The sequence below is a fragment of the Pseudomonas sp. KCJK9016 genome, assembly GCF_046231795.1.
Taxonomy (GTDB): domain Bacteria; phylum Pseudomonadota; class Gammaproteobacteria; order Pseudomonadales; family Pseudomonadaceae; genus Aquipseudomonas; species Aquipseudomonas bananamidigenes.
Genome location: NZ_JBJJMM010000006.1, coordinates 226,911 through 252,445, shown reverse-complemented (window position 1 = coordinate 252,445; position 25,535 = coordinate 226,911). Strand labels below are relative to the sequence as shown.

Sequence of the window (25,535 nt, the reverse complement as noted above, 5' to 3'; positions counted from 1 at the left end):
TATCCCACGGCGTCCCGCAAACCCACGGACAGTTAGGTAAAACTTCGAGCAGTACAGTTGCGGATCAGCTAGGGCGACCGTGCAGCTGTACTGCTCGTTCTGCGCTCATCTCGCCCTTGTTATCAAAGCCGAAAGGCTTCTGCGGCTGACCAAGCAGTTCAGCTTTCTTCGCCTGATATTCATCGAAGGACAAACCACGACGATTAAGGCTTTCAAGGGCCAGTTCACGGGTTTCTTCCGCCGTGTAAGGGCGCAGTTCCGGGGAAACGTGACTCGCGCAACCGGCGAGAACGGAGACAGCGAGCATCAGGGAAACAGTCAGTAAACGATTCATGGGAGCGTCCTGGTGAGCAGTGTGGAGTCGATGGAGAAAGGCTACGCCCGGGCTCGTCGTGGCAGAAATCAACGCTCTCAATAGTGGCTATCAGGTTTGCCGACAGATCACATTCAAATATTCACAATGGATCTATCAATATCAATTAATAGTCTTTTGAGGAATAAAAATAAGCCCTTATAAATCCTTCATCGCGTTCGGCACTGTTGCTCCAGCAACTGTTTCCCGGGCAACAGCGGTTCAACAAACCCGCCTGAAAGTCACAGGACCACAGCCCGCGACAACGCTCAAGGCCCCGGAATACGGGCTTTCAAAGAATTGGTACAGCGCTTGCTCTGCTCCCGTGACTACTCACTGCTCGCCGAGCAACTGTTGAAAAAGGAACTGACCATGTCGCGTCCATTGAAAGTCGTCGCCCTGTCCGGCGGAACCTGGCGTCCGTCCCGCACGCTGGTGCTGACCCAGGCCCTGCTGAGCGAATTGTCCGGGCACCTGCCCGTCGAGAGTCACTTGATCGAACTCGGCGATATCGCCCGCCCGCTCGGCGCCGCACTGTCCCGTCAGGAGTTGCCGGCGGAAATCGAAGCCGAACTGCAGGCCATCGAACAGGCTGACCTGCTGATCGTTGCGGCGCCGGTTTATCGCGGTTCGTATCCGGGTTTGCTCAAACATCTATTCGACCTGATCGATCTGAACGCGCTGATCGACACCCCTGTGCTGCTCGCCGCTACCGGTGGCAGCGAACGCCATGCGCTGGTGCTCGATCACCAGTTGCGCCCGCTGTTCAGTTTCTTCCAGGCCGTGACCTTGCCCATCGGTGTGTACGCCACCGAGGCCGATTTCGCCGACTACCAGATCACCAGCGAGCCCTTGAAAGCGCGCATCCGTCTGGCCGCAGAGCGCGCCGCGCCGCTGTTCGGTACGCACATCAAACCTTTGCTGAAAACCGCCTGAGGAGCTGTTCATGGATGTTTTCTGGTTCCTGCCGACCCATGGCGACGGTCACTATCTGGGCACCACCCAAGGCGCCCGCCCGGTCACCCTCCATTACCTGAAACAGGTTGCGCAAGCCGCTGACAGCCTCGGCTATCACGGTGTGCTGATTCCCACCGGGCGTTCCTGCGAGGACTCGTGGGTGATCGCCTCGGCGCTGGTGCCGCTGACCGAACGCCTGCGTTATCTGGTGGCGATCCGTCCGGGGATCATCTCGCCGACCGTCTCGGCACGTATGGCGGCGACACTTGATCGGCTGTCCAACGGCCGCCTGCTGATCAATGTCGTGACCGGCGGCGACCCGGACGAAAACCGTGGCGACGGCAGTTTCCTCAGCCACAGCGAACGCTACGAAGTCACCGACGAATTCCTGAAAATCTGGCGCCGTGTGTTGCAAGGCGAAGCCGTGGATTTCGAAGGCAAACACCTGAAGGTGCAGAACGCCAAGGCGCTGTATCCACCGGTACAGAAACCCTACCCGCCGCTGTACTTCGGCGGCTCCTCCGACGCGGCCCACGACCTGGCCGCCGAGCAGGTCGACGTGTACCTGACCTGGGGCGAACCACCGGCCGCCGTAGCGGAAAAACTTGCCGACGTGCGTGAGCGCGCCGCCCGCCACGGGCGCAAGGTGAAGTTCGGCATCCGCCTGCATGTGATCGTGCGCGAGACCGCCGAAGACGCCTGGAAAGCCGCTGACAGACTGATCGAACACATCAGCGACGAAACCATCGAGGCCGCGCAGAAATCCTTTTCCCGTTTCGACTCCGAAGGCCAACGGCGCATGGCCGCCCTGCACGGTGGGCGCCGCGACAACCTGGAAATCGCTCCCAACCTGTGGGCCGGCGTCGGCCTGGTACGCGGCGGGGCGGGCACTGCGCTGGTCGGTGATCCGCAACAAGTAGCGGCACGAATCAAGGAATATGCAGACCTGGGTATCGAGAGCTTCATCTTTTCCGGTTATCCGCACCTGGAAGAAGCCTACCGGTTTGCCGAACTGGTGTTCCCGCTGTTGCCCGAACCCTACGCGAGCCTGGCCGGGCGCGGCGTGACCAACCTCACCGGGCCGTTTGGCGAAATGATCGCCAACGATGTTCTGCCTGCCAAAGCCAACGCCTGAGGAAGACCGAGTGACTGCCAAACCGCAAAGCACCCTGCTTTCCCCGTTGCAGACCGCCCGACAACTGGCCGCTGAATTCGCCCTGACCGCCGTCGAACGCGACGAACGCGGCGGCACGCCGAAAGCCGAACGCGATGCCTTGCGTGAAAGCGGTCTGCTGGCCCTGAGCATTCCCACCCGTTACGGCGGCCTCGGCGCGCGCTGGAGCGAAACCCTGGAAGTCGTGCGCGAGTTCGCCAAAGTCGACAGTTCGATCGCCCACGTCTTCGGTTTTCATCATTTGATGTTGGCCACCGTCCGCCTGTTTTCCCGTCCCGAACAATGGCAGCCGTGGTTCGAACAGACGGCGCGGCAGAACTGGTTCTGGGGCAATGCCCTCAATCCGCTGGACACCCGCACCGTGGTCAAGGATCTCGGAGGCTGGCGCGAGTTTTCCGGCAAGAAAAGTTTCTGCTCCGGTGCCAGCGATTCACAGATGCTGATCGCCTCGGCGGTGGATGAAAGCAACGGCGGCAAACTGCTGATCGCGGCGATCCCCAGCGGCCGCAGTGGCATCACCCTGCACAACGACTGGAACAACATCGGCCAGCGCCAGACCGATAGCGGCAGCGCCACGTTCGAACGGGTGCGGGTCGAGGAATCGGAACTGCTGCTCGATCCCGGCCCGCTGAGTACACCGTTCGCCTGCCTGCGCCCGTTGATCGCACAACTGACGTTCACCCACATGTTTCTCGGCATCGCCGAAGGCGCCTTCGAAGAAGCGCGGCAATACACCCTGAGCGAAACCCGTGTCTGGCACAAATCCTCGGTGCGCGAGGTGCGTGAGGACCCGTATGTACTCGCCCACTATGGCGAGTTCTGGGTGGCCCTCGAAGGCATCCGTCTGCTGGTGGAGCGCGCCGCGGCATTGCTCGACGCGGCCTGGGCCAAAGGCCCGAACCTCAGCGCCGAGGAACGCGGTCACCTGGCCACGGCGATTGCCACGGCCAAGGTCGCTGCCAGCCGTCAGGGGCTGGAGATTTGCAGCCGACTGTTCGAAGTCACCGGCGCCCGTTCGACCCATGCGTCGCTGCGCCTCGACCGCCACTGGCGCAACCTGCGCACGCAAACCCTGCACGACCCGCTGGATTACAAACTCCATGAGCTGGGCGACTGGGCGCTGAACCAGGCCCTGCCGGTGCCGACGTTCTATTCCTGATTTCCTTTCGTGGAGCGAGACCCATGCAACTGCTGACCCTGCCGCCCTCACCCGCCCTGGCCACGTCGATCCGCGCCACCGCCCAGGTCTTCGAAGACCCGAAATCCCGGGCCTTGCTCGCGCATCTGCAACAAGTCGCACCGAGCGAAGCCAGCGTGCTGATCATCGGCGAAACCGGCACCGGCAAGGAACTGGTGGCGCGGCACATCCATAATTTGAGCAACCGGCGCAACCGACCGTTCATTGCAGTCAACTGCGGGGCGTTTTCCGAATCGCTGGTGGAAGCCGAATTGTTCGGCCATGAAAAAGGCGCCTTCACCGGCGCCCTCAGTGCCAAGGCCGGGTGGTTCGAAGAGGCGGATGGCGGAACGTTGTTCCTCGATGAAATCGGCGATTTGCCCATGGCGATCCAGGTCAAATTGCTGCGGGTATTGCAGGAACGCGAGGTGGTGCGACTGGGCTCACGCAAGAGCATTCCCATCGATGTGCGGGTGCTGGCGGCGACCAACGTGCAGCTGGAAAAAGCCATCAATGCCGGGCATTTCCGCGAGGATCTGTATTACCGGCTGAACGTGGTCAATCTGGACCTGAGCCCGTTGCGCGAACGGCCCGGCGACATCCTGCCGCTGACCCGGCACTTCATCGAGGCCTACAGTCAACGACTGGGCTACGGCCACATCACCATCAGCCCCGGCGCCGAACACAAACTGCGCGGCTACAGCTGGCCGGGCAACATCCGCGAACTGGAAAACGTCATCCACCACACACTGCTGATTTGCCGCAACGGCGTGATCGAGCGCGACGACCTGCGCCTGTCGAACCTGCGCATCGACCGTCCGGACGATCAGCATTCCAATGTCGACGACTCACCGGAAGCGCTGCTTGAACGCGCCTTCCAGAAACTCTTCGAACAACAGGCCGGCGCCCTGCATGAAAAGGTCGAGGACTCTTTGTTGCGCTCGGCCTATCGGTTCTGCCACTACAACCAGGTGCACACCGCCGCGCTACTCGGCCTCAGCCGCAATGTGACCCGCACGCGGCTGATCAAGATCGGCGAACTGGCGGTCAACAAGCGGCGGCCCACGGAAAACCTGCAAGGCGAGCGCCTGATTCAGTTGTCGATCTAACCCACCAGTTGGCAGTGCAGGCCATCGTCGTGACTGCGCGCGATGCTGCTCAGTACCTGGAATGAACCGAAAGTCACGGTCCGAGCCTGATGGGTGCGGATCAGTTGCCAGAAATCCTGCTCACCGGTTTCGAAACTGCGCAACGCCGCCTCTCCCGCTTCACGGGATTGCCATTGCAGAAAAGCCAGCACACGTCGGCCATCGTCGCTGGCCTGGACACTGGCGCTGACGAAACCGGCATAACGCTGGGCCAGACGTTCGGTCTGGACGGTCAGCGCCGCGACCAGCGCCGGTTGTTGGCCAGGCTCGATTTCGAATTCGATCAATTGGGTGAAGCTGCGGTTTTTCGCTGTAACTTGCATGACGCCCCCACTCTGTCAGGCGAATCTTGCGATTCGATGACCTGCAGGGTAAAACCTCGAGTTAACTAGAGGTCAAGGGGCAATTTTCAAATGATCACAGCGGAAAATCTGCACAGGCAACTCACCGTCGGCGAAGTCGCGGCCCGCAGTGGTGTCGCCGTCACCGCCCTGCATTTCTATGAATCCAAAGGCTTGATCAAAAGCCAGCGCAATGCCGGCAACCAGCGCCGCTATCCACGGGAAGTGTTGCGCCGGGTGGCGTTGATCAAAGTGGCGCAACGCCTGGGCATTCCACTGGCGGAAATCGGTGAGGCACTGAAACAGTTGCCCGACAACCGCGCGCCGACAGCGGCGGACTGGAAAGTGTTGTCGGAACAGTGGCGGCGGGAGCTGGATGAACGAATCAATCAATTGATGCTGCTGCGGGATCGGCTGACCGGTTGCATCGGCTGCGGCTGCCTGTCGATGGAAGCCTGCCCGCTGCGCAACCAGGGCGATGTGCTGGGCGAGCAAGGGCCGGGAGCTCATTTTCTTGATGTTCCGGGTTGACGATTCCCACGGCACGGGAACCGTCGAATCGATCAATCAAAAACCCGGCGCAATCTGCCCTTTGTAGCGGGTCAGAATGAACTGACGCACTTCATCGGAGTTCAACGCCCTGGCCAGTTTCTGCAGGCCCGGGTCGTTGATGTTGTCGGGACGTGCGACCAGAAACTCGATGTACAGGCTCTTGCCCTTCTCGACGATCAGCGCGCTGTTGGTGTCGATTCCCGCTTCCAGCGCGTAGTTGGCGAACACGAACGCGAGATCCACCTGACTCACCGAGCGGGCCAGCAACGCGCCTTCCAGCTCACGGATTTTCAGGTGTTTGGGGTTTTCGACGATGTCGCGCTGGGTGGCCAGCGTGTTGCTCGGGTCCTTGAGCTTGATCAACCCCGCCTCGTGCAACAGCACCAGGGCACGACCGGTGTTCACCGGGTCGTTGGGGATCGACACGCTGGCGCCGTCCTTCAGTTCCGAGATGTTTTTGATCTTGGTCGAGTACGCACCGAACGGTTCGATGTGCACACCGACCACCGGCACCAGATCGGTGTGGCGGGTCTTGTTGAAGTCATCGAGAAACGGTCGGTACTGGTAGTAGTTGGCATCGAGGTTTTTCAGCGCCAGTTGCTGGTTGGGCTGGATGAAGTCGGTAAAGACCTTGATGTCCAGGTCTACACCTTCCTTGGCCAGGGTCGGTTTGACGAATTCGAGAATTTCCGCGTGCGGCACCGGGGTGGCACCGACGATCAATTTTTCGTTGGCGTGAGCGCCGAGCGACAGCACGGCAGCCAGAACGGCCAGGGTCTTTTTCATGGTTTGCTCCAAGGCAGATTTGAGTGGCCGTCGTGGGGTGGACGTGGGGCCTTTATGGGGTGAACTTTTTTTCAGCGGCGGCTGTAGTGCGCCACCAGTCGGTCGCCGGTCATTTGCAGCGCCTGCACCAGAATCAGCAGCAACACCACGGTGACCACCATCACGTCGGTCTGAAAACGCTGATAGCCGAAGCGGATCGCCAGATCGCCGAGCCCGCCGCCACCGATCACACCGGCCATCGCCGTGTAATCCACCAGCACGATGGCGGTGACCGTCACCGCCGCCAGCAACCCGCCACGGGCTTCCGGCAACAGGGTGTGGCGGATGATCTGCCAGGTGCTGGCGCCCATAGCCTGGGTCGCCTCGACCACACCGCGATCGACTTCCCGCAGCGCGGTTTCCACCAGCCGTGCAAAGAACGGTGTGCAGCCGACCACCAGCGGCGGAATGGTGCCCGGTACACCCAGCGAGGTGCCCACCAACAACGTGGTCAGCGGAATCAGCACGATCAGCAAAATGATGAACGGCAGCGAACGCAGCATGTTCACGATCACCGACAGCACCCGATATACGCCGACCGTTTCGTGCAACTGGCGCTTGCCAGTGAGAAACAGCAGCAGCCCCAGCGGCAGTCCCAGAATCACCGTGAACAGCAGCGCCGCGCCGAGCATGCTCATCGTATCGAGACAGGCCTGGCCAATGTCGGCCCAGTAAATGTGTTTGAACCACTCGGCCATGATCAGGACCAGTCGTGGCGCGGTGGTTTGACGCCGTTGAGCAGCCAGTTGCCGACCACGTGGTATTTCCAGCGCACCGGGTCATGCAGGGTGTGAACCCGGGCGTTGCGCCAGTGGCGGTCGAAGTTGTGTTTCTTCAAGGTCGAACGGGTGCCGCCGAGTTCGAACAGTTTGTTGCTGGCCTCGATGGCGATTTCGGTGGTCAGCACTTTGGCCCCTGCCACAGCCAGGGATGCCAGCGCGACGTTGTCTTCATCCGGTGCCGGACGCGCGGCATCCAGTGCCCGACCTGCCCGTTCGAGCAAGGCTTCGGCGGCTTCCAGACGGATTTCCAGCGCGCCGATCTGAATGATCGTCAGCGGATCTTCGCTGGCCTTGTCCACTCCGGCATCGATCCATGGCCGGGCGAACCGGCGGACGAACTCAACCGTGTCCCGCAACGCCGCCCGGGCAATGCCGGCGTCGATGGCAGCGGTGGTCAACTGGGCGAACGGCCCGGCCAGGGTCGGGCTTTCGTAAGAACGATAAGTCGGGAACAGACTGAATGGCGCCACGTGAAGATCTTCCGCCAGCACGGTGCCGCTGGACGTGGTGCGCTGGCCGATGCTGTCCCAGTCGTCGACAATCACCAGCCCTTTCGTGCCACGCTCGACGAAAGCCAGTTGGCCCTTCTGTTCTTCATCCAGCGCCAGCACCGCCAGCCAGTGAGCGTAAAGCGAGCCGGTGCAGTAACCCTTGCGGCCGTTGATCACAAAACCATCGCCATAACGACGGATCGTGGTCTGAATATCCTGCACGTTCTTGCCGCCGGTTTCCGACAGCGCATTGGCAAAGCGATGGCCTTGCAGCGCCAGTTCAAAAAAATGCGCCTGCTGCGCCGGGGTGCCTTGCAGACGGATGTCTTCGAGCAGGCAGTAATGGTTTTGCGGGATCTGCCCGAGGGACGGATCGGCGGCGGAAATGATCGCGATCACCTGCGCCAGCACCGCGTACGACACCTGCGCCCCTCCATATTCCTTCGGCACTGTGATGCCCCACAGACCACTGTTGGAATACAGATCGACGATCTCGGCGGGCACTTCACGGCTACGGTCGCGCTCGGCGGCGTGCTCCTGCAAAACGGCGGCGACCTGTACGGCCACGCGCAAGGCTTCGGCATCGTCGGTGATGCGATGGGCGGTCGGCGGGTTGATCGGATAAACGGCAGATTCAGGCATGGATGACTCTCGGTATCGATGTTGTACCGGGTCATTGCAGCTTCTGTGCCTGACTGGCAGCCCTTGTCTGACGCGGTTTTCAACGGCTATCAACAGGCTCTGGCGATAAAAACCCGCGCATTCTGTTGCTTCACTGTCGATGGCTGAACACTGCTCGTCGGGTACTCGGTCGCGGCGGCGACACACGCCTATAGTGGAGCGACCGGCATTCCCGTCGAAGACATGCAGTCAACCGCCAAATAACAACAGGGAGCAACGCCATGAGTGTCAAACCCATTCCCGAGGGGTATCACAGCATCACCCCGTACCTCGGCATTCACAAAGCTGCCGAGGCCATCGATTTCTATAAAAAGGCATTCGGTGCCACCGAAGTCATGCGCCTGAGCATGCCTGACGGTCGCGTCGGCCATTGCGAACTGCGCATCGGCGACAGCGCCATCATGCTCGGCACACCCTGCGACCAAGGGCCATTGCGCAATCCGGACAGTGCCGTGTCCGTCGGTCTGCATCTGTATGTGACCGATGTCGACAAGTCGTTCCAGCGCGCACTGGATGCCGGGGCGACGGCAGTGTCCGAGGTCAAGGATCAGTTCTATGGGGATCGCAGCGGTACGTTGAAAGATCCCTACGGGCATGTGTGGTTCCTGGCCACCCGCAAGGAAGATCTGACCCAGGAGCAGATCGAGCAACGGGCGAAGGAAATGTTTCAGCAGGGTTGAGTCCTTCAGGGTCCGAACCGGTCCTTTCGCGAGCAGGCTCGCTCCCACACGGGATCGGCGTGTACCTGCTTGCGACGGGCACTCTGGCTCTACACGCTTCATGAACATACCCAACACGTTTCACGCCTTGTCATGAACGCCCGGCAATTCCACGATGCAGGCCACCTGCCTGAATAAAGGATCAAGCCGATGTTTGCCGGATTCGTCAAAGACCATCGCCACGTCAACGGCGTGGACATCAACTATCGCGTCGGTGGCAGCGGCCCCGGCCTGCTGCTGTTGCACGGGCATCCGCAAACGCATGTCATCTGGCACAAGATCGCCGAGCATCTGGCCGAACATTTCACCGTGGTCGCCGCCGACCTGCGCGGTTATGGCGACAGCAGCCGACCGCTGGCCGATGAACGGCACGCCCACTATTCCAAACGGGAAATGGCCCGCGACAACGTGGAACTGATGAAGGCGCTGGGCTTTACGCAATTTTCGATCCTCGCCCACGACCGGGGGGCCCGGGTCGCCCACCGCCTGGCCCTCGATCATCCCGCCGCCGTGCAGCGCATGGTGCTGCTGGACATCGCGCCGACCCTGGCGATGTACAGCCAGACCGACGAAGCCTTCGCCCGGGCCTACTGGCACTGGTTTTTCCTGATCCGCCCGGCACCGCTGCCGGAAACATTGATCGAGGCCGATCCCGAAGGCTATCTGCGCAGCGTCATGGGGAGCCGCAGCGCCGGGCTCAAGCCGTTCACTGAGGACGCGTTCGCGCAATACCTGCGCTGCCTGAGCCTGCCCGGCAGCGCCCGAGGCATTTGCGAGGATTACCGGGCCAGTGCCGGGATCGATCTGGAACACGACCGTGCCGACCTCGCGGCCAACCATCATCTGAGCTTGCCTTTGTTGGTGCTGTGGGGAGCCGAAGGCACGGTCGGCCGGTGCTTCGATCCGCTCAGGGAATGGCAGCAGGTGGCCACCGACGTGCGTGGCAAGTCCCTGCCCGCCGGTCACTACCTCGCTGAAGAAGTGCCTGAGCTGTTGCTTACCGAAGTGCTGCCGTTCCTGCGCTGATTCGCCGCCAAAAAGCTCAAGCTCGCTCCCACAAGAAACATTTACTTTCATATCCTTCATCGGGATTTGCTTCGGTCATCCGTCTTATAGAGATGCGGGCCGGTCGCACAGGCGAAAGCCACTACCGGCCCTTCAGGGACTCCCGCGCTGCGAAGCCCGTAGCGTTGCGTCCTGTCACCGAACCAAGACCCGTCATCATGTCGAAGAAATCCCGCTCGAAACTGTGGTTCCTGGTACACAGCTGGCTGGCGTTGCCGATCTGGTTTTTTGTCCTGATCGTCTGCGTCACCGGCACCCTGGCGGTGGTCAGCCAGGAAATCGTCTGGCTGGCGAACCCGCAAATGCGCGCCAGCGCACCGTCGGACGACGCTCCGCGCCTGAGTTATGACCAGATCCTCGCCGAGATCAAAAAGGCCGAACCCCAGACCCTGGTGCAAAGCATCAATCGTCCGGACGAATCGCACTTTGCCCTCGACGTCGATGTCAGCTACCCGGACGGGCGTTCGCTGACGGTCTATGTCAACCCGTACACCGGGGTGATCCAGGGCACCGCGCCGAATTTCAACTTCAAGGCCTTCACCCGCGCGCTGCACGGCTGGTGGCTGGTGCCGTTTACCAATGGTTTCAGCTGGGGCTGGTACCTGGTGTCGTTCCTCGGCCTGCCGATGCTGGCTTCGCTGGTGACCGGGCTGGTGGTGTACAAGCGCTTCTGGAAAGGTTTTTTCCGCCCGACCCTGCGTTTCAACCATGGTGCACGGATCTTCTGGGGCGACTTCCACCGCTTGAGCGGCATCTGGTCGATCTGGTTCATCGCGGTGATTTCCATCACCGGTACCTGGTTCCTGATCCAGGCGCTGCTGTCGGATAACCAGATCTCCATTTCCAGCGAACCGATCATTCCGGCCATGTCCCGGGAAGCCGTGCCGATTTCTTCCGATGGCGCACCGCCGCCGCGCATCAGCCTGGATCGCGCCATCGAAATCGCCCGGTCGAAAATCCCCGGCCTGGAAGCCAGCTTCATCAGCCTGCCGGGCAATGCCTATGCACACCTGGATATCGGCGGTCGCGGCTGGTATCCGCTGATGTACCAGACCGCGACGCTCAATCCGTACAGCGGAGAGGTGGCGGCTTCGCGGCTGTTGTCCGACCGCACGTCGCTGGAGTTCGTCACCGAGTCCATGCGCCCGCTGCACACCGGGGATTTCGGCGGGTTGTGGATCAAGCTGATCTGGTTCTTCTTCGGCCTGCTGCTGAGCATGATGGTCCTCAGCGGATTACTGATCTGGACCAAACGCACCGCGCTGGCCACCGCCAACGCCCTCAAGCGTGAGCACAAGAAACAACGCGTCAAGGTGCAACCGGCCCTGCGCGGTGAACCGTCGGAGGCCAGCCTGTGAGCAAGTCCACCCCCATGGCTCAGTCTTCCCGACTGAGCGTGATCTGGCACAAATGGCGTTTCCACATCAACGTGCTGTTGCTGCTGATCCCGTTGGGTTTCATGCCCAAATACTTCGCCGACGCCGCGCTGTTCCGTGGCGACAGCGGCCTGGGCGAGCGCGAGATCGGCGAAATCCAGGTCGGTCCCTGGAGCCTGCGTCTGGCCGAGCTGCGCGACGAAGCCCCGCGCTCCGACGGGCCGGCGGGCTATCTGAAAGGCTTCAACGCTGCCCTGTGCGATGCCTGTATCGAGCCGGTCAAGGCCACCTACCTGCGCATCGGCAAGCCCCGCAGTCTCAGAGCTGCCGGCTCGATCTTCTTCGGCACGCCATACCGTATGGGCATCCAGTTGCCGGTGCCGGAGAAAACCAAAGCCGACGCCGAACTGTGGATCACCATGGAAGGCTGGGACGGCAGCCTGCATCAAGCCTCGATTCCGCTGAGTCAGGCCTCGCCCGCCACCGTTGCCTGGCTGAACAAACAAGGAGCCAAACCATGAGCCGCCCTACTCGCCTGAACATCAGCGCCGCACTGCTGGCGTTGTGCGCCGGTTTCAGCACCGGCGCCCTGGCCCACAACCCGATGTGCGAGTGCAAGGCCATCGATGCCGAACAGATCAAATGCACCGGCGGCTTTTCCGATGGCAGCGGTGCGCCGGGGGTGACCCTCGATGTGATCGGCTACGACGAAACCATTCTGGTGCCGGGCAAGCTCGGTGCCGATTCGACCCTGACCTTCAAGAAACCCGGCGCCGAGTTCTACGTGTTGTTCGACGCCGGCCCCGGCCATGTGGTCGAAATCGACCAAGCGGATATCGAAGCCCCATGACCACACCGACCACCCAAATCGTGCGCCCCGCCGGCGCCGGCCATGAAACCCTGAATGTGCTCCTGATCTGCCTGCTGATCCTTGCGGTCGCCGGCTGCGTGGTGGCGTGGCGCGGGGTCTCTCACGAGCCGGAACCGGTTTCCGGCCATCAACTCGACGCCCGCCGCGACCTCGGCGCCAGCGAACAAGGCATCTACGCCGACCTGCGGGTGACCCTCGACGAAATTCACTTGTTGCGCGAAGAACAGCAGTCTCTGCCGACTCCGCAGAACCTGGCCGACGAAGGTTTTGCCCCCTTCGCCCAGGATGCCAGCTCAGTGAGCCGTGGCGGTCATGCCTGGCAATTGCTGGGCAACAACGCTTACTTCGGCCACAGCCAGGCACCTGCCGTGGCCGGTTCGTTTCTGATGCGCGTGAACGACGCCGCGCCGGACATCTGGCTTAACCGCGCTGCCGACCTGCAAGTGCCGACGGAGCTGTCCGACGCAGCACTGACCGCTGCCGGATGGAAACAGATCGTCGCGCAATTCGATGCCGGGGTGACCCGCGAGCATCGTCATTGAACCTTCGCCTTCATTCGAGAGAAGACCGCCTGCCCATGCCCAGTTCATCTCAACGCCGTCCTTTTTTGCGCCTGCTGCTGATCGGCCTGTGCGCCTGCCTGCTGAGCCCGCTGGCCAGCGCCGACCCGGCCAAGCGCCTGCGCATCGGCATCACCCTGCACCCTTATTACAGTTACGTGGCGAACATCGTCGGCGACAAGGCCGATGTCGTGCCGCTGATTCCCGCCGGTTTCAATCCCCACGCCTATGAGCCCCGCGCCGAAGACATCAAGCGCATCAGCGGGCTGGACGTGATCGTGCTCAATGGCGTCGGCCATGACGACTTCGCCGACCGCATGATCGCCGCCAGCGAAACTCCGGACATCAAGACCATCGAAGCCAACGAGAACGTGCCGTTGCTGGCCGCCACCGGGGTTGCCGCGCGCGGTGCTGGCAAAGTGGTGAATCCGCACACCTTCCTGTCGATCAGCGCCTCGATCGCCCAAGTCAACAACATCGCCCGGGAACTGGGCAAGCTCGACCCGGACAACGCCAGGACCTACACCCAAAATGCCCGCGCTTATGGCAAACGCCTGCGGCAGATGCGTGCCGACGCCCTGGCCAAACTGACCCGGGCGCCGAACGCCGAGTTACGGGTAGCGACCGTTCATGCCGCGTATGACTATCTGCTGCGCGAGTTCGGTCTGGAGGTGACAGCGGTGGTCGAGCCGGCCCACGGCATCGAACCAAGCCCGAGCCAGTTGAAGAAAACCATCGATCAACTGCGGGAACTGGACGTGAAGGTGATCTTCTCGGAAATGGATTTCCCGTCCACTTACGTTGAAACCATCCAGAGCGAATCCGGGGTGAAGCTGTACCCGCTGTCACACATTTCCTACGGCGAATACACCGCCGACAAGTACGAAAAGGAAATGACCGGCAACCTCGACACCGTGGTTCGGGCGATTCAGGAGTCCGGCGCATGACGGCTCAGGAAAACCTTTCAATCATCAGCAGTGGCCCGACGCTGGACTTTGCCGGGGTCAGCCTGACGCTGGGGCGCACCACGATTCTGGACAAGGTCACCTTCCAGGTGCAGCCCGGCAGCGTGCATGCGCTGGTCGGTCCCAACGGCGGCGGCAAGAGTTCGCTGATCAAGACCCTGCTCGGGCAGATGCCGCATCAGGGCCGGCTCAGCCTGCAATGGCCCGACGAACCCGGCACCATCGGCTATGTGCCGCAGGCGCTGGAATTCGACCGGGGTCTGCCGATGACCGTCGACGACTTCATGGCCGCCATGTGCCAGCGCCGCCCGGCGTTTCTCGGCCTGAGCAAGCGCTACACCGGCGCCATTGGTGATGCGCTGGAACGGGTCGGCATGCAGGACAAGCGCAAACGCCGGATGGGCGCACTGTCCGGCGGTGAACGCCAGCGTGTGCTGCTCGCCCAAGGCTTGATCCCGGCGCCGCAATTGCTGGTGCTGGATGAACCGATGTCGGCCCTCGACGAGGCCGGCATCCAGGTGTTCGAACGCCTGCTCGGCGACTGGCGTGCGGCGGGCATCACCGTACTGTGGATCGAGCACGATCTGGAAGCGGTCGGGCGTCTGGCCAATCGTGTCACCGGCCTCAACCGCCGGGTGCTGTTCGACGCCACACCGCAACAGGCCCTGACTCCGGAACGCCTGATGACCCTGTTCTCGACCCATCCACGGAGCGCTGCCTGATGAGTTACGAAGCCTTTCGTTTGATGGTGCAGGGCTGGGCGTCGTCCGGTTACCTGCCGGAAGCTCTGGCCTACGGATTTGTGGTCAATGCGCTGCTCGCCGGTCTGCTGATCGGCCCGGTGCTCGGCGGCCTTGGCACACTGGTGGTGGTCAAGCGCTTCGCGTTTTTCTCCGAGGCGGTCGGCCACGCGGCGTTGACCGGCGTGGCCATCGGCATTCTGCTAGGCGAACCCTACACCGGGCCTTATGGCAGCTTGTTCGGCTATTGCCTGCTGTTCGGCATTCTGCTCAATTACCTGCGCAACCGTACCGGTCTGGCGCCCGACACTTTGATTGGCGTGTTCCTGTCGGTGTCTCTGGCGCTGGGTGCCAGCCTGCTGCTGATTCTGGCGGGCAAGATCAACGTGCACATTCTTGAAAACGTGTTGTTCGGCTCGGTGCTGACGGTCAACGGTAACGACCTGCTGGTGCTGGCGATTGTCGGCTCGCTGGTCATGGCGCTGGCCCTGCCGTTGTACAACCGGATCATGCTCGCCAGCTTCAACCCGCAACTGGCGGCGGTACGCGGTGTCGCGGTGAAGACCCTGGATTACCTGTTCGTGATTCTGGTGACGCTGATCACCGTCGCGGCAGTGAAAGTCATCGGCGCGATTCTGGTGGGCGCCCTGCTGGTGATTCCCGCAGCGGCGGCACGTTTGCTCAGCCAGTCGCTCAAGGGCTTTTTCTGGTGTTCGGTGCTGATCGCCACAGTCAGCACGCTGTGCGGGATTCTCCTGCCCATCGTGTACGACCTGCCGATTCCGTCCGGTGCCGCGATCATCCTCGTCGCCGGCATCGGCTTCGCCATCGCTGCGATTGCCCGGGGCATCGTCCCCAGTCTGAAAGGGAACCTTGGATAAATGTCATTTTCTTTGCGACAACTCGCCCTGGCCATTGCCCTCGGCGGCGCCGTCTCCAGCCCTCTGCTGGCCACCGAAAAACCTGTGCGGGTGCTGGCCTCGCTGCCGATCACCTATGGTCTGGGCGAGGTGCTGCTCAAGGGCACCGATATCAGCCTCGAACGCGCGGCGCCGGCGAATCTGCCGGGCAGTCGCCAGTCGGCTTATTTCACCGGGCGCGGCGCCCCGGCGCTGGACAAACTGGCCACCGGCGCCGATGCCGTGATCGGCGTGCGCTCGCTGTGGGCTGACGATCCGCTGTACCCCATTGCCCGACGCAGCAACATCCGCATCGTCGAAGTCGACGCTGCCCGGCCGGTGGACGGTGCCTTGCCGGGCATTGCCGTGCAGCCGGGACTCAAGGTCGATGGTTTGAACAGCCAGCCGTGGTTGGCCAGCAACAACATGGGGCGTATGGCAGACGTGATGGCGGCGGATCTGGTGCGCTTGGCACCGAAGGACAAACCGAAGATCGAAGCCAATCTGGCGGCGCTCAAACAGCGCCTGCTGAAACTCACTGCCGACACCGAAGCGCGTCTGGCCAGTGCCGATAACCTGAGCGTGATGAGCCTGAGCGATCACTTCGGCTATCTGATCGGCAGCCTCAATCTGGAGTTGATCGGACAGGATCCGCGGCCGGATGCCGAATGGACGCCGCAAGACCTGAAGAAGTTGACCGCCACGCTCAAGGAAAACGATGTGGCGCTGGTGCTGCACCATCGGCAGCCGTCGGATGCGGTGAAAGCAGCCATTGCCGAATCAGGCAGTCATCTGCTGGTGCTCAGCACCGATGCGGCGGATCCGGTGGCGGAGCTGGAAGGGAATGTGGATGCGCTGCTCAAAGGTCTGAGCGGCGCGTAACGCCCCCTTCGGACATGAAAAAACCCGCTGACTGCTTCCAGTCCAGCGGGTTTCTTTTTGATCGGCAGTCTTACTGCGCCGCCGCTTGCGCTTCCATCTTCTGGCGCAGGCTCAGCGGACGCATGTCGGTCCAGACTTCTTCGATATAGGCCAGGCATTCTTTCTTCATGCCGCTCTTGCCCACGGTGCGCCAGCCTTGCGGAATGGCCTTGTAGTCCGGCCAGATCGAGTACTGTTCTTCGTGGTTGACCACGACCTGAAAGAGGATGTCCTCGCGGTCGAATACTGACGTCATGCTGTTTCTCCATCGCTGTAGGGTGGGCTGCACGGCGGGTGCAGCCGGGTCTGTAGAAGGAACGTTCGGCGCGGCGAAAAATTTACAGGGCGGCGGTAGCAGCGCTCAACGCACGGCCGAAAATCTCGGCAACGTGGTCGACTTCAGCGGCGGTGATGACCAGCGGTGGCAGGAAGCGCACCACCGCGCCATGACGTCCGCCCAACTCCAGGATCAGGCCTCGCTTGAGGCACTCGCGCTGCACCAGCGGCGCCAGTCGTGCAAAGGCTGGCGGATGACCAAGAGCATCCGGCGTGCCGTCCGGGTCGACCAGCTCGACGCCGAGCATCAGGCCACGGCCGCGAATGTCGCCCAGTTGCGGGAAGTCACGCTGCAGGATGTGCAGGTGCTCGCTCAGGCGTTCGCCCATGGCGGCGGCGTGCTCGCAGACCTTGTGTTCGACCAGGTAACGCATCACCGCGCAACCGGCAGCCATCGCCATCTGGTTGCCGCGGAAGGTGCCGGCGTGGGCGCCCGGCTGCCAGGTATCGAGCCAGTCACGATAGACCACCACTGCCAGCGGCAGGCTGCCGCCAATGGCTTTGGACAGCACCACCACGTCCGGGGTGATGCCGGCATGCTCGAAGGCAAACATCTTGCCGGTGCGGGCGAAACCGCTCTGGATCTCGTCGACGATCAGTGCCACGCCAGCCTTTTCGGTGATGCGACGCAGCCCGCGCAGCCACTCGATGTCCGCCGGGATCACACCGCCTTCGCCCTGCACCGCTTCGACGATCACCGCCGCCGGCAATTGCACACCGGCCTCCGGGTCGTTGAGCAGGTTTTCCAGGTAACTCAGGTTGGCCTTCACGCCCGCCGCGCCACCGAGACCGAACGGGCAACGGTAGTCATACGGGAACGGCATGAACTGCACGCCGTTGCTGAGCAGTGCGCCCAAGGGTTTCTTTGGCCCCAGGCTGCCCATGAGGCTCAACGCGCCCTGGCTCATACCGTGGTAACCGCCGCAGAACGACAGGACAGTGCTGCGGCCGGTGGCGGTACGCACCAGTTTCAGCGCAGCTTCCACCGCGTCGGTGCCGGTCGGGCCGCAGAACTGGATCTTCGCCTGGGAAGCCAGCTCCGGCGGCAACAGACCGAACAGTTCCTGAACAAATCGGTCCTTCACCGGGGTGGTCAGGTCGAGGGTGTGCAACGGCAACTCATCGGCCAGCACTTGCTGGATGGCCTCGATCACCACCGGGTGGTTGTGCCCCAATGCCAGGGTGCCGGCACCAGCCAGACAATCGATGAACGTGCGACCTTCAACGTCTTCGACGTACAGGCCCTTGGCACGCTTGAGCGCCAGTGGAATGCGCCGTGGATAGCTGCGGGCATTGGATTCCTGTTGGCTCTGACGGGCCAGCAGCGGCGATTCGTTGAACTCGTACAGCGTTTGCGCCGACGCGGAGGCGATCCGGGTCGACGACTCTTCGATAAGGCTGGTGGCGACTGACATCTCTCGACCCCTCAATTCGCTATGGATAGTGACCAAAACTGCACACCACACAGGTGCGCGTTCCGGTCCCGGGGCGCACATGCAGGTTTTCCTGTTCTGGAAACGCACCAGCACGTCAAGGATTTACACCCTTGGGCGAGTTGTCATGCCAACAGCGGCAACGACTTGTGCATCGGCAGGCTGCGCATGCCGTGGCGGATGAGCGGGGGCGCCGATTCGCGGTAACCCAGACGCCGGTAGAAGGCCTCGCCGGTACGAGTGCTTGTGAGCACGGAACGGGCACTGCCGCGAATCAGCAGCCAGCCTTCAAGGTCAGTCATCAGCGCCCGGCCGACGCCCCGGCGAAACCATTCCGGCTGCACATGACAAAGGGTGACATCACCGTCGGCCAAGGCCATGCCGACGCCCACCGGTCGGCCCTGCATCAAGGCAATATTCAGGTAGCGCCGGGGATCGGCGAGCCAGGCGCTGATGTGTTCCGTCGATTGCTGACGAATCCAGGTGTCTACAAGGTGTGGATCGTTACGATGGTCGAGCGCACAACCGACGCGGATCGAACGCTCGACGATGCGGCTGATGATGCCGGTATCGGCCGCAGTGGCCGGGCAAATGTAGATGGATGCATCCATGGCGCAGCTCCCTCAATCCATTGAGTCAAAGGCTGGGGCGACAATAGCGGCGCGGCCGGCGAATGACCAATGGAGAGAGGTTACATTTGATGTGCCGGGATCAGGCCGGTTGCAGCGGCATGGTCAGCTCGACCCGCAAGCCATCCGGGCGACTGTCGAAGTGCAGCGTGCAGGCGCAGCGCTGGACAATCGCCTGGACAATCGCCAGCCCGAGCCCGCAACCGGTGCTCTGGCCGTTGCGCCAGAAGCGTTGGGTCAGGTGTTGCAGATCGTCGGGTGCAATTCCCGGTCCGTGATCGCGAACGACGAAACGCACACGGTTGCCGATGGTTTCCAGGCTCAGTTCGACAGCACCTTCAGACGGGGTATGACGCAGAGCGTTATCCAGCAGGTTGCGCAATGCGGCGATGGACAGCACCGAGGGCATTTGCAGTGGCGCGCTGGACAGGTGCTCGGGCAGATGCAGCCTGATCCGCTGCCGCTCGCCACTGGCAGAGTCCTGAATCGCCAGTCTTGCCACTTGCTCGGCGCTGCACTGCACGCCGTCATCGAACGACAGACTGCCCTCGACCCTGGCCAGCAACAGCAATTGCTCCAGAGTCCGATGCAGGCGGTCGGCACCCTCTTCCGCCCGGGCCAGAGACTGATCGCGGGCGTTGCCTTCGGTCATTCGCGCCACTTGCAGGTGGGTCTTGATCGCCGTCAGCGGGCTGCGCAGTTCATGAGCCGCATCTCCGGTCAGGCGCCGCTCGCGCTCGATGGTCTTGCCGATGCGCTGGAACAGCTGATTCTGAGTCTCGAGCAGCGGTTTCAGCTCACTGGGAAAAGACTGCAACTGCAACGGCTCGAGCGAGTCGGCATTGCGCCTCATCAGCGCCTCGCGCAGGCGATTGAGCGGTGCCAGCCCCTGACCGATCCCCAGCCACAACAGGCACAGGCAACCGAGCAGCGCCACACCTACCGGCACAGATGCCGCCAGCAGGATCGACATGTTCAAGGCTTCACGCTCGATCACCCGGTCGGCGGTGGTGATGCGCACATCGCCCCGGGCCAGCGTAAAGGTGCGCCACGGCGCGCCGTCGATCATCTGGTCGTGGAAGCCCATTTTCTGCGCCTCCAGTGCCTGCTCCGGGTTGTTGTGACTTCGGGCGAGGATCTCGCCACGCAACGAACTGACCTGACAGGCCATGCCGCCGGGAATGTTCAGTTGTTCGGCACTGAAATGCGTCCCGTCACCCTTGCTCGGGATGGCCGGCAATTGCTCCAGCAGCCCGGCGACCATCCGCGCCGACGCCACCAGCCGCTGGTCGAGGGAAAACATCATCTGGTTGCGCAGGTCGCTGAGCATCCAGGCGGCCGCCAGTGCCCAGATCAGCGCGAACGCGGCGCCGAGGGTCAGGCTCAGGCGCAGGCGCAGACTCATCACTTGTCAGGTTCTCCACCATCCGCCGGGCCCAGGCGATAGCCCAGACCACGCACGGTTTCGACGATGCCCTTACCGAGTTTGCTGCGCAGGTGATGGATGTGCACGTTGAGGGCGTTACTCTCCAGTTCATCGCTGAAGCCGTAGACGCTGTCCTTCAATTGCTCGGTGGACAGCACCCGGCCACGGTTGTGCAGCAAGGCTTGCAGCAGGGACTGCTCGCGGCGGGACAGGTCAATCGAACGGCCCGCGAGGGTCGTTTCGCGGCTGCTCGGGTCGTAGGTCAGCGCGCCATGCTCGATCAGGTTGACGCTACGCCCGGCCACCCGACGCAGCAAGGTTTGCAGACGGGCGAACAGTTCACGCAGGTCGAACGGTTTGAGCAGGTAATCGTCGGCGCCGGACTGCAGGCCGTCGACCCGGTCCGTGACCGAATCCCGCGCAGTCAGGATCAGCACCGGAATTTCCAGGCCCTGCTGACGCAGTTGCTGCAACAGTTTGAGGCCGTCTTCGTCCGGCAGGCCGAGATCGAGCACCATCACATCGAACTCGGCGACCTTGAGGATCGCCCGCGCCTTTGAGGCCGTATTGACGTGCTCGACCGTCAGGCCCTGGGCCGACAGCCCGGCGACGATGCCGCTGGCAATCAACTCATCGTCTTCGCATACCAGTACGTGCATGGGAGCTCCATGAGAAAAAAAGCGATTCAAGCAGGAGAGGATTAAGCGGCAATTATGGACACTGCCCGTGCCGAGGAAAAGCACGATCCCGAATCAAACGCTCACACACACTATCTTTTCAACATTGACCGCCGCATCGACAACTGAACAACCAACAAAACAAGTTAACACTTCCCCACCGATACAAATGGCAAACAACAAGTTAGTGCGCAGATGTTATTTATCGCTATAACCTTTCAGCGCAACACAAACAAAGGCAACCTGCCTTACAAACAATCACTGCTTATTAAAAAAGGAATATTCAATGTCCAAACTCAAAAACTTCGTCGCTATTGACTGGCGCTCCGGGCCGGACCGTATTTACTTCTTTCTCAAAGATAACGACACCTATTCCCGCTACGACAATGGCGATGAAAAAATATCTGATGATTATCCCCTGCCGATCAAGGGCAACTGGAAGGAATTCGACGCCCACGCCAGTAATCTGCGCTTCGGATTCACCCAGACACGGGCGGGCGACAAGGATATTGCCTGGCTGTTCTTCTACAATGGCGATCACCCATGGGTTTGTGCCTATGACCAGGACAAAGACAACGTTGATGCGTTTTACAATCTTTCCAACTCGCTCTGGACGCCGATCCTGCCTTACTTTGAAAGAATCATCGCTGGTACCTGGCTGGAAGCACTCGGGCACAAGTCCCTGTTTCGTTTCCTGTTGAACGATGGAACTTATCTGACATTCGATACTATAAAGCAACAAGTAAGGCACGACCCCACAACGGTATTGCCCGGACTTGCACCTTACAAACATCGACTCGTAACTGCCGCTCAAGTTGATCCAACTTTCAGCGATAACCTCTGGTACATCTTTCTGACCGATGACCAGTTCGTGATTTACAACATGCAAAAAGGCCGAGTCGAGGGAGGCGTGCACAATGTCAGTGGCAGATTCGCCGGGTTGACCCGGGGCCTCTGACTCCCCAAACCGGTCGCAATGCTGTAGCGTCGCGCAGGTTCGACGCATGGAGACGCCCGGTTAATCATCGGTTAATCGCTGCCGCCCATTGTGTTCACCACTTGCACAGGGACAAGGCTTCACCATGCGTCATATTTTTCTACTGTTTGCACTGTTGATTTCGGGTCTGGCCCAGGCAGGGAACGATCCTTTTGCGACAAAACCGGAGTTCCTCCCGGTCGACAAGGCCTTCGTGCTGACGTCAGAACGACTGGACTCCGGTGAAACCCAACTGTTCTGGCAGATCACCGACGGCTACTACCTGTATCAGAAACGCCTGAAATTCGATGGACTGGCGGCACCAAATACCCCGGCGCTGCCTGAAGGCGAATCCCACAGCGACGAATACTTCGGCGAGCAACCGGTTTACCGCCAGGGCCTCGAGCTGAAAATCCCGGCGGCGGCCAAAGGCCAGATCAAAGTCAGTTATCAAGGCTGCGCCGACGCGGGCCTGTGCTATCCACCACAGACCCGCGTGATCGATCTCGGCGGCCAAGCGGCCGCTGCGGCGACGGAGCAGGCGCAGGATCAAGCGCTGGCCAGCGGCCTGCAGCAGCATTCGCTGGGCTGGAGTCTGCTGGTGTTCTTCGGGCTCGGTCTGCTGCTGGCCTTTGCCCCGTGTTCGTTGCCGATGCTGCCGATTCTGGCCGGCATGGTAGTTGGCAGTGGTGCGACGCCACGTCGTGGTTTCGCACTGGCCAGCAGTTATGTGATTTGCATGGCGCTGGTGTATGCGGCGATGGGTGTCATCGCGGCCCTGTTGGGAGCGAACCTTCAGGCCTGGTTGCAGAATCCGTGGCTGCTCGGGACGTTCGCGGCGGTGTTCGTGACTCTGGCACTGCCAATGTTCGGCTTCTTTGAACTGCAACTGCCGGTCGCCCTGCGTGATCGACTGGAGCACGCCTCACGCAGTCGCAGCGGCGGCAGCCTGGTTGGCGCGGGTGTACTGGGCGCATTATCCGGCCTGCTGGTCGGGCCGTGCATGACCGCACCGCTGGCCGGCGCCTTGCTCTACATCGCGCAAAGCGGCAATGCGCTGCACGGTGGCCTGATTCTGTTTGCCCTCGGCATCGGCATCGGCGTCCCTCTGCTGGTACTGGTGACAGTCGGCAATCGCTTCCTGCCGAAACCCGGCGCGTGGATGAATCTGCTCAAAGGCGTGTTCGGTTTCCTGTTCCTCGCCACCGCGGTGCTGATGCTGCGCCCGGTGCTGGACCCGTCGTTGTGGCTCGCACTGTGCGGCGCGCTGCTGCTGATCGCGGCCTACAGCGCATGGAAACAGTCCGAAGGCTTTGGCCGGGTCGCCCAGTTGTTCGGTGCCGGCTCGCTGTTGCTGGGGCTGTGGGGCAGTTTGCTGATGGTGGGTGCAGCGGGCGGCAGCGATGATCCGTTTCAACCATTGCACGTGTACAGCGCCGGACGCATCGGCACGGCTGCACCGAACGATCATGCAGCGTTCATCACGATCAAGGATCCAGCGGCCCTGCAACGCGAACTCGACACCGCCAGGGCTCAAGGCCAATGGGTGCTGCTCGATTACTACGCCGACTGGTGCACGTCGTGCAAAGTCATGGAGAAAAAGGTGTTCGGTCAGGCGCGGGTGATGCAGGCCTTGAACGATGTGCGCTTGCTGCGCCTGGACGTTACCGCCGACAACGCCGCCAGCCGTGAACTGCTCGGTCGCTACAAAGTGCCGGGGCCACCGAGTTTTGTATGGATCGGTGCCGACGGTGAAGAGCGCCGCAGCCAGCGCATCACCGGCGAGGTCGATGCCGATACGTTCCTGCAACACTGGACCACCACCCGAGACGCCCGTTAATGCTGACCTTCACCCTCGGCACCTTTGCCATTGCGCTAAATCATCTGCTGCTGATCAGCGCCCTGGCGCTGGCCACATTCGTCGGCTGGCGGGTGGCCAAGCGTGGTGGCGATAACCCCGAGTCAGCCCTGTTCAGTCTGTTTCTGCTGGGCATGCTCGCGGCGCGCATCGCCTTCGTCGCCCTGTACTGGGGACACTATCACAACGATCCGTGGCAGATCATCGATCTGCGCGACGGCGGCTTTCTCGCCTGGCCGGGGGTGATCGTGCTGTTGCTGGCCGCGCTGTATCGCGGCTGGCGTCGACCGGGTCTGCGCCGTCCGCTTGGGTTCGGCGTGGTCAGCGGCGTGGCCTTCTGGTTGCTGGCTACCTTGTCGCTGAGCATTTATGAGCAAGGTACGCGCCTGCCGGACATCACGTTGCGCAACGCCGCCGGGGAAACCGTGAAACTCGCCGACTATCAGGGCGGGCCGCTGGTGATCAATCTGTGGGCCACTTGGTGCCCGCCATGCCGCCGGGAAATGCCGGTGCTGGAAAACGCCCAGCAACAACGCCCGGACCTGACGTTCCTGTTCGTCAATCAGGCCGAGAGCATGCAAAGCGTCGCCACTTTTCTCGAAACCCAGGGCCTGAGCCTGAACAACGTGCTGTTCGACCGCAGTGGTCATCTGGGTCAGGCCGTGGGTTCCATGGCATTGCCGACTACGCTGTTCTATAGCCCGGACGGCCAGTTGCTGGCCAGTCACCTGGGCGAGTTGTCGAATGCCAGCCTGGCTCGCGCCCTGGAAAACTTCGACGTCCCCGATCCGAACACGAACGCCGTACCGGCCACCTCTGCAAGGAAACTGCCATGCCCCGCCTCCGCCACCTGCTGACGCTGTCTCTGGGCGCCGCCCTGTTGCATTTGCCGTCGGTACAGGCTGCTGAAGAACTGCCTGACGCGATCAAGAAGATCGAAGCCAAGGGCGCAAAAATCGTCGGCCAGTTCGACGCGCCCGACGGCCTGCGTGGTTACGCTGCGCAATACCAGAACCGCGGCATGGCCCTGTACCTGACGCCGGACGGCAAGCATGTGCTGTTGGGCAACCTGTACGACGCCGACGGCAATGACCTGAGCAGCGCGCCGCTGCAAAAACTGGTGTACGCGCCGATGGCCAAGGAAGTCTGGGCCAGGTTCGAAGCGAGCAACTGGATTCAGGACGGCCAAAAGGACGCACCACGCACGGTGTACCTGTTCAGCGATCCGAACTGCCAGTACTGCAACATGTTCTGGGAGCAGGCCCGCCCCTGGGTCAAGGCCGGCAAGGTGCAGTTGCGGCACATCATGGTCGGCATTATCCGCGAAGACAGCCCGGGCAAATCCGCCGCGCTGCTGGCGGCCAAGGACCCGGCCAAGGCCCTGGACGATCACGAGAAGGCCGGCAAGACCAGCACGCTCAAGGCCATGAAGGATATTCCGGCCGCCGTGCAGACCAAACTTGCAGCGAACATGCAGTTGATGGAAGACCTGGAATTGCAGGCCACCCCGGCGATCTTCTACATGGACGACAAGGGTGAACTGCAACAACAGCAAGGCGCACCGACGCCGGACAAACTGGTGAAGATACTCGGACCGAAATAAA

General features: G+C 61.8%; 29 protein-coding genes. 19 read left to right on the top strand and 10 right to left on the bottom strand.

From position 1 onward, the window contains the following. Nucleotides 1-64 precede the first annotated feature (64 nt). Nucleotides 65-334 carry a hypothetical protein gene (locus ACK6BI_RS08295; protein ID WP_260520370.1) on the bottom strand — a complete coding sequence of 90 codons (270 nt, stop codon included), beginning with the start codon at nucleotides 332-334 and terminating at the stop codon, nucleotides 65-67. A 390-nt stretch (nucleotides 335-724) separates the two neighbouring features. Between ACK6BI_RS08295 and msuE the strand changes: the two genes are divergently transcribed. Genes msuE through ACK6BI_RS08275 form a run of 4 tightly spaced genes read left to right on the top strand, consistent with a single transcriptional unit; the run spans nucleotide 725 to nucleotide 4,769 of the window. Beyond that, nucleotides 725-1,288, top strand: a complete 564-nt coding sequence (gene msuE / locus ACK6BI_RS08290; RefSeq protein WP_409316672.1) for an FMN reductase — start codon at nucleotides 725-727, stop codon at nucleotides 1,286-1,288. Nucleotides 1,289-1,298: 10 nt separating this feature from the next. After that, nucleotides 1,299-2,444: an FMNH2-dependent alkanesulfonate monooxygenase gene (ssuD, locus tag ACK6BI_RS08285; protein ID WP_409316671.1), complete on the top strand. Its 1,146-nt coding sequence runs from the start codon at nucleotides 1,299-1,301 to the stop codon at nucleotides 2,442-2,444. Between the two features lie 10 nt (nucleotides 2,445-2,454). After that, complete coding sequence (locus ACK6BI_RS08280; RefSeq protein ID WP_409316670.1) at nucleotides 2,455-3,642, top strand: acyl-CoA dehydrogenase family protein; 1,188 nt, start codon at nucleotides 2,455-2,457, stop codon at nucleotides 3,640-3,642. A gap of 23 nt (nucleotides 3,643-3,665) precedes the next feature. Continuing rightward, nucleotides 3,666-4,769 carry a sigma-54 interaction domain-containing protein gene (locus tag ACK6BI_RS08275; RefSeq protein ID WP_409316669.1) on the top strand — a complete coding sequence of 368 codons (1,104 nt, stop codon included), beginning with the start codon at nucleotides 3,666-3,668 and terminating at the stop codon, nucleotides 4,767-4,769. Here the strand turns inward: ACK6BI_RS08275 and ACK6BI_RS08270 are convergent. Further along, a complete protein-coding gene (locus ACK6BI_RS08270) occupies nucleotides 4,766-5,131 on the bottom strand; it encodes an antibiotic biosynthesis monooxygenase (protein ID WP_065257025.1) in 366 nt (121 codons plus the stop codon). The two genes, ACK6BI_RS08275 and ACK6BI_RS08270, sit on opposite strands and share 4 nt — an antisense overlap. Before the next feature lie 90 nt (nucleotides 5,132-5,221). On the opposite strand from ACK6BI_RS08270, the gene soxR reads away from it, so the two are divergent. Further along, nucleotides 5,222-5,680, top strand: coding sequence for a redox-sensitive transcriptional activator SoxR (soxR, locus tag ACK6BI_RS08265; protein ID WP_409316668.1), 459 nt, complete (start codon nucleotides 5,222-5,224; stop codon nucleotides 5,678-5,680). A gap of 36 nt (nucleotides 5,681-5,716) precedes the next feature. On the opposite strand, the gene ACK6BI_RS08260 is transcribed toward soxR, so the two are convergent. The 3 genes from ACK6BI_RS08260 to ACK6BI_RS08250 all read right to left on the bottom strand — a co-directional run bounded on the left by ACK6BI_RS08260 (nucleotide 5,717) and on the right by ACK6BI_RS08250 (nucleotide 8,441). Continuing rightward, nucleotides 5,717-6,487 carry a MetQ/NlpA family ABC transporter substrate-binding protein gene (locus tag ACK6BI_RS08260; protein WP_409316667.1) on the bottom strand — a complete coding sequence of 257 codons (771 nt, stop codon included), beginning with the start codon at nucleotides 6,485-6,487 and terminating at the stop codon, nucleotides 5,717-5,719. A 71-nt stretch (nucleotides 6,488-6,558) separates the two neighbouring features. Then, complete coding sequence (locus ACK6BI_RS08255) at nucleotides 6,559-7,224, bottom strand: methionine ABC transporter permease (protein ID WP_409316666.1); 666 nt, start codon at nucleotides 7,222-7,224, stop codon at nucleotides 6,559-6,561. A 2-nt stretch (nucleotides 7,225-7,226) separates the two neighbouring features. After that, nucleotides 7,227-8,441, bottom strand: a complete 1,215-nt coding sequence (locus ACK6BI_RS08250; RefSeq protein WP_409316665.1) for an SfnB family sulfur acquisition oxidoreductase — start codon at nucleotides 8,439-8,441, stop codon at nucleotides 7,227-7,229. 260 nt (nucleotides 8,442-8,701) lie between these two features. Between ACK6BI_RS08250 and ACK6BI_RS08245 the strand changes: the two genes are divergently transcribed. The 10 genes from ACK6BI_RS08245 to ACK6BI_RS08200 all read left to right on the top strand — a co-directional run bounded on the left by ACK6BI_RS08245 (nucleotide 8,702) and on the right by ACK6BI_RS08200 (nucleotide 16,557). After that, nucleotides 8,702-9,160, top strand: coding sequence for a VOC family protein (locus tag ACK6BI_RS08245; protein WP_409316664.1), 459 nt, complete (start codon nucleotides 8,702-8,704; stop codon nucleotides 9,158-9,160). A 189-nt stretch (nucleotides 9,161-9,349) separates the two neighbouring features. After that, nucleotides 9,350-10,225 carry an alpha/beta fold hydrolase gene (locus ACK6BI_RS08240; protein WP_409316663.1) on the top strand — a complete coding sequence of 292 codons (876 nt, stop codon included), beginning with the start codon at nucleotides 9,350-9,352 and terminating at the stop codon, nucleotides 10,223-10,225. 197 nt (nucleotides 10,226-10,422) lie between these two features. Beyond that, nucleotides 10,423-11,622, top strand: a complete 1,200-nt coding sequence (locus tag ACK6BI_RS08235) for a PepSY-associated TM helix domain-containing protein (protein ID WP_409316662.1) — start codon at nucleotides 10,423-10,425, stop codon at nucleotides 11,620-11,622. 14 nt (nucleotides 11,623-11,636) lie between these two features. Continuing rightward, nucleotides 11,637-12,161 (top strand): thiamine pyrophosphate-binding protein, encoded by a 525-nt coding sequence (locus ACK6BI_RS08230; protein ID WP_409316688.1) that lies wholly within the window; start codon nucleotides 11,637-11,639, stop codon nucleotides 12,159-12,161. Further along, nucleotides 12,158-12,490, top strand: coding sequence for a hypothetical protein (locus tag ACK6BI_RS08225; RefSeq protein WP_409316661.1), 333 nt, complete (start codon nucleotides 12,158-12,160; stop codon nucleotides 12,488-12,490). The genes ACK6BI_RS08230 and ACK6BI_RS08225 overlap by 4 nt, the downstream gene beginning before the upstream one ends. Then, nucleotides 12,487-13,053 carry a DUF6162 family protein gene (locus ACK6BI_RS08220; RefSeq protein WP_409316660.1) on the top strand — a complete coding sequence of 189 codons (567 nt, stop codon included), beginning with the start codon at nucleotides 12,487-12,489 and terminating at the stop codon, nucleotides 13,051-13,053. The genes ACK6BI_RS08225 and ACK6BI_RS08220 overlap by 4 nt, the downstream gene beginning before the upstream one ends. Nucleotides 13,054-13,088: 35 nt before the next feature. Beyond that, a complete protein-coding gene (locus tag ACK6BI_RS08215; protein ID WP_409316659.1) occupies nucleotides 13,089-14,018 on the top strand; it encodes a metal ABC transporter substrate-binding protein in 930 nt (309 codons plus the stop codon). Next, on the top strand, nucleotides 14,015-14,758 hold the full coding sequence (locus ACK6BI_RS08210) for a metal ABC transporter ATP-binding protein (protein WP_409316658.1): 744 nt from the start codon (nucleotides 14,015-14,017) through the stop codon (nucleotides 14,756-14,758). Before ACK6BI_RS08215 ends, ACK6BI_RS08210 begins: the two co-directional genes overlap by 4 nt. Then, complete coding sequence (locus ACK6BI_RS08205; protein WP_409316657.1) at nucleotides 14,758-15,657, top strand: metal ABC transporter permease; 900 nt, start codon at nucleotides 14,758-14,760, stop codon at nucleotides 15,655-15,657. Before ACK6BI_RS08210 ends, ACK6BI_RS08205 begins: the two co-directional genes overlap by 1 nt. Further along, the gene (locus ACK6BI_RS08200; protein WP_409316656.1) at nucleotides 15,658-16,557 is read left to right on the top strand and encodes a metal ABC transporter substrate-binding protein; all 900 of its coding nucleotides are present in this window, start codon (nucleotides 15,658-15,660) and stop codon (nucleotides 16,555-16,557) included. Nucleotides 16,558-16,627: 70 nt separating this feature from the next. Here ACK6BI_RS08200 and ACK6BI_RS08195 read toward each other — a convergent pair whose 3' ends face one another. The 5 genes from ACK6BI_RS08195 to ACK6BI_RS08175 form a co-directional block, all read right to left on the bottom strand. Further along, on the bottom strand, nucleotides 16,628-16,852 hold the full coding sequence (locus ACK6BI_RS08195) for an MbtH family protein (protein WP_409316655.1): 225 nt from the start codon (nucleotides 16,850-16,852) through the stop codon (nucleotides 16,628-16,630). Between the two features lie 82 nt (nucleotides 16,853-16,934). After that, nucleotides 16,935-18,347 (bottom strand): aspartate aminotransferase family protein, encoded by a 1,413-nt coding sequence (locus ACK6BI_RS08190; RefSeq protein WP_409316654.1) that lies wholly within the window; start codon nucleotides 18,345-18,347, stop codon nucleotides 16,935-16,937. A 143-nt stretch (nucleotides 18,348-18,490) separates the two neighbouring features. Then, nucleotides 18,491-18,976, bottom strand: coding sequence for a GNAT family N-acetyltransferase (locus ACK6BI_RS08185; protein ID WP_409316653.1), 486 nt, complete (start codon nucleotides 18,974-18,976; stop codon nucleotides 18,491-18,493). Between the two features lie 100 nt (nucleotides 18,977-19,076). After that, complete coding sequence (locus ACK6BI_RS08180; protein WP_409316652.1) at nucleotides 19,077-20,399, bottom strand: ATP-binding protein; 1,323 nt, start codon at nucleotides 20,397-20,399, stop codon at nucleotides 19,077-19,079. After that, the gene (locus ACK6BI_RS08175; RefSeq protein ID WP_409316651.1) at nucleotides 20,399-21,079 is read right to left on the bottom strand and encodes a response regulator; all 681 of its coding nucleotides are present in this window, start codon (nucleotides 21,077-21,079) and stop codon (nucleotides 20,399-20,401) included. Before ACK6BI_RS08175 ends, ACK6BI_RS08180 begins: the two co-directional genes overlap by 1 nt. A 304-nt stretch (nucleotides 21,080-21,383) precedes the next feature. On the opposite strand from ACK6BI_RS08175, the gene ACK6BI_RS08170 reads away from it, so the two are divergent. From ACK6BI_RS08170 to dsbG, 4 genes are all read left to right on the top strand, one after another. Then, on the top strand, nucleotides 21,384-22,055 hold the full coding sequence (locus ACK6BI_RS08170) for a hypothetical protein (protein ID WP_409316650.1): 672 nt from the start codon (nucleotides 21,384-21,386) through the stop codon (nucleotides 22,053-22,055). 124 nt (nucleotides 22,056-22,179) lie between these two features. Then, the gene (gene dsbD / locus ACK6BI_RS08165; protein ID WP_409316649.1) at nucleotides 22,180-23,913 is read left to right on the top strand and encodes a protein-disulfide reductase DsbD; all 1,734 of its coding nucleotides are present in this window, start codon (nucleotides 22,180-22,182) and stop codon (nucleotides 23,911-23,913) included. Continuing rightward, nucleotides 23,913-24,788 carry a prolipoprotein diacylglyceryl transferase family protein gene (locus ACK6BI_RS08160; protein WP_409316648.1) on the top strand — a complete coding sequence of 292 codons (876 nt, stop codon included), beginning with the start codon at nucleotides 23,913-23,915 and terminating at the stop codon, nucleotides 24,786-24,788. The genes dsbD and ACK6BI_RS08160 overlap by 1 nt, the downstream gene beginning before the upstream one ends. Beyond that, nucleotides 24,764-25,534, top strand: coding sequence for a thiol:disulfide interchange protein DsbG (gene dsbG / locus ACK6BI_RS08155; RefSeq protein ID WP_409316647.1), 771 nt, complete (start codon nucleotides 24,764-24,766; stop codon nucleotides 25,532-25,534). Before ACK6BI_RS08160 ends, dsbG begins: the two co-directional genes overlap by 25 nt. The last annotated feature ends 1 nt before the right edge of the window (nucleotide 25,535 follow it).

Coding starts and splice junctions, on each gene's coding strand:
- ACK6BI_RS08295 (WP_260520370.1), bottom strand. CDS start 334: ATGAATCGTTTACTGACTGTTTCCCTGATGCTCGCTGTCTCCGTTCTC.
- msuE (WP_409316672.1), top strand. CDS start 725: ATGTCGCGTCCATTGAAAGTCGTCGCCCTGTCCGGCGGAACCTGGCGT.
- ssuD (WP_409316671.1), top strand. CDS start 1,299: ATGGATGTTTTCTGGTTCCTGCCGACCCATGGCGACGGTCACTATCTG.
- ACK6BI_RS08275 (WP_409316669.1), top strand. CDS start 3,666: ATGCAACTGCTGACCCTGCCGCCCTCACCCGCCCTGGCCACGTCGATC.
- ACK6BI_RS08270 (WP_065257025.1), bottom strand. CDS start 5,131: ATGCAAGTTACAGCGAAAAACCGCAGCTTCACCCAATTGATCGAATTC.
- soxR (WP_409316668.1), top strand. CDS start 5,222: ATGATCACAGCGGAAAATCTGCACAGGCAACTCACCGTCGGCGAAGTC.
- ACK6BI_RS08260 (WP_409316667.1), bottom strand. CDS start 6,487: ATGAAAAAGACCCTGGCCGTTCTGGCTGCCGTGCTGTCGCTCGGCGCT.
- ACK6BI_RS08255 (WP_409316666.1), bottom strand. CDS start 7,224: ATGGCCGAGTGGTTCAAACACATTTACTGGGCCGACATTGGCCAGGCC.
- ACK6BI_RS08250 (WP_409316665.1), bottom strand. CDS start 8,441: ATGCCTGAATCTGCCGTTTATCCGATCAACCCGCCGACCGCCCATCGC.
- ACK6BI_RS08245 (WP_409316664.1), top strand. CDS start 8,702: ATGAGTGTCAAACCCATTCCCGAGGGGTATCACAGCATCACCCCGTAC.
- ACK6BI_RS08240 (WP_409316663.1), top strand. CDS start 9,350: ATGTTTGCCGGATTCGTCAAAGACCATCGCCACGTCAACGGCGTGGAC.
- ACK6BI_RS08235 (WP_409316662.1), top strand. CDS start 10,423: ATGTCGAAGAAATCCCGCTCGAAACTGTGGTTCCTGGTACACAGCTGG.
- ACK6BI_RS08230 (WP_409316688.1), top strand. CDS start 11,637: ATGGCTCAGTCTTCCCGACTGAGCGTGATCTGGCACAAATGGCGTTTC.
- ACK6BI_RS08225 (WP_409316661.1), top strand. CDS start 12,158: ATGAGCCGCCCTACTCGCCTGAACATCAGCGCCGCACTGCTGGCGTTG.
- ACK6BI_RS08220 (WP_409316660.1), top strand. CDS start 12,487: ATGACCACACCGACCACCCAAATCGTGCGCCCCGCCGGCGCCGGCCAT.
- ACK6BI_RS08215 (WP_409316659.1), top strand. CDS start 13,089: ATGCCCAGTTCATCTCAACGCCGTCCTTTTTTGCGCCTGCTGCTGATC.
- ACK6BI_RS08210 (WP_409316658.1), top strand. CDS start 14,015: ATGACGGCTCAGGAAAACCTTTCAATCATCAGCAGTGGCCCGACGCTG.
- ACK6BI_RS08205 (WP_409316657.1), top strand. CDS start 14,758: ATGAGTTACGAAGCCTTTCGTTTGATGGTGCAGGGCTGGGCGTCGTCC.
- ACK6BI_RS08200 (WP_409316656.1), top strand. CDS start 15,658: ATGTCATTTTCTTTGCGACAACTCGCCCTGGCCATTGCCCTCGGCGGC.
- ACK6BI_RS08195 (WP_409316655.1), bottom strand. CDS start 16,852: ATGACGTCAGTATTCGACCGCGAGGACATCCTCTTTCAGGTCGTGGTC.
- ACK6BI_RS08190 (WP_409316654.1), bottom strand. CDS start 18,347: ATGTCAGTCGCCACCAGCCTTATCGAAGAGTCGTCGACCCGGATCGCC.
- ACK6BI_RS08185 (WP_409316653.1), bottom strand. CDS start 18,976: ATGGATGCATCCATCTACATTTGCCCGGCCACTGCGGCCGATACCGGC.
- ACK6BI_RS08180 (WP_409316652.1), bottom strand. CDS start 20,399: ATGAGTCTGCGCCTGCGCCTGAGCCTGACCCTCGGCGCCGCGTTCGCG.
- ACK6BI_RS08175 (WP_409316651.1), bottom strand. CDS start 21,079: ATGCACGTACTGGTATGCGAAGACGATGAGTTGATTGCCAGCGGCATC.
- ACK6BI_RS08170 (WP_409316650.1), top strand. CDS start 21,384: ATGTCCAAACTCAAAAACTTCGTCGCTATTGACTGGCGCTCCGGGCCG.
- dsbD (WP_409316649.1), top strand. CDS start 22,180: ATGCGTCATATTTTTCTACTGTTTGCACTGTTGATTTCGGGTCTGGCC.
- ACK6BI_RS08160 (WP_409316648.1), top strand. CDS start 23,913: ATGCTGACCTTCACCCTCGGCACCTTTGCCATTGCGCTAAATCATCTG.
- dsbG (WP_409316647.1), top strand. CDS start 24,764: ATGCCCCGCCTCCGCCACCTGCTGACGCTGTCTCTGGGCGCCGCCCTG.